Below are 1,274 nucleotides of genomic sequence, written 5' to 3'. Positions count from 1 at the left end.
TGATGTGTGCTGAATTAGCAGGAGACTTTCACTTGGGAGATTCTAGGCAGCTAACCGATAAAAGTCTTCTGCCATTTGATTTGGTGTCTTAAAATCCAAGCCTTTTTGAATTCTTCGCTGATTATAAAATAACTCTATATATTTTGTAATATCCGCTTTGGCTTCTTCCCTTGTTTTGTAGTTGCGATGATGGACTAGTTCATTTTTGAGTATGCCCCAGAAACTCTCTATCGGTGCATTATCAAAGCAGTCGCCTTTTTTGCTCATTGAACCCTGAAAATCAAATTTCTCAAGTAAGTTTCGATATTCATTACTGCAATATTGGCTGCCTCTATCTGAATGTACAATGAGATCTTTAGCAGGTTTCTGATTGCGAATAGCCATATTCAATGCATCACAAACAAGCTTGGCTGTCATGCGCTCATTTAAGCTATAGCCAACAACCTGTTTCGTGTAAAGATCTTTGACAGCTGCCAAGTACAACCAGCCCTCAGCCGTCCAAATGTAGGTAATGTCACTCGACCACGCAAGATTAGGCTTCGTCATTGAAAACTGTTGCTTGAGTAAATTGTCATAAATAGAACGGTTGTGATCACTGTTCGTGGTTCTTTTGAAACGCTTATGGCGCTTACAATACAACTGATTTGATTTTTTTATTTGGCGCACAGCATACGTACTTATTTTGATACCTTGCGCTTGTAAATGCTTGGTTAATCGAACATAGCCATAGCTTTGTTTGGTTTCTTCATGGGCTATTTTGACCAAAATTGTCTGCTGATTTCGCTGAATTGATCTTTTACTCATGCCTCGCTTTAGCCAATCATAAAAGCGAGAAACGGATACACGAAGTAATCGAGCCATTAAAATAATCGGAAATAAGTGGCTTTGCGATTTCATATAGGCGTACCTCACTGACTTTCTTTGGCAAAGTACGCTGCTGCCTTTTTTAAAAATTCACGTTCCATTTCAGCTGTTTTGAGCTGTTGTTTAAGCTTCTTATTTTCTTCGAGTAAGGCGTTTAGATCGGGCGAATACTGTTTTGTGCCTGCTAAAGTTCCAGCCTTTGCTTTGTTATTCCAGTTCGAAAGGGTTTGCATTGAAATGCCAAGTTGTCTAGCGGATTCCGATACATTACCTTGGTTCTCTTCAATGGCTTTTATGGCTTCAGCTTTAAATTCTGCGGTGTAAGTCTTCTGTTTCTTGCTCATGGTAAACTCCTAATGAGTATGTATAGTTTACCAAGTTAAACCCTCCTGTTTTTTAAGCACACATCA

1 protein-coding gene is annotated in these 1,274 nt (G+C 39.1%); it reads right to left on the bottom strand.

All coding sequences use genetic code 11. From position 1 onward, the window contains the following. Positions 1–42 precede the first annotated feature (42 nt). A protein-coding gene (locus FTV27_RS17025; RefSeq protein ID WP_119285041.1) for an IS3 family transposase occupies positions 43–1,208 on the bottom strand; the annotation gives its coding sequence in 2 pieces (ribosomal slippage) (positions 43–950 and positions 950–1,208; 1,167 coding nt in all). Positions 1,209–1,274: the final 66 nt, after the last annotated feature.

Origin of the sequence: Acinetobacter sp. YH12251 (genome assembly GCF_013417465.1) — a bacterium.
GTDB lineage: Bacteria > Pseudomonadota > Gammaproteobacteria > Pseudomonadales > Moraxellaceae > Acinetobacter > Acinetobacter amyesii.
The sequence above is the reverse complement of the archived record's forward strand: the minus strand, read 5'-3'. Positions and strand labels throughout refer to the sequence as shown.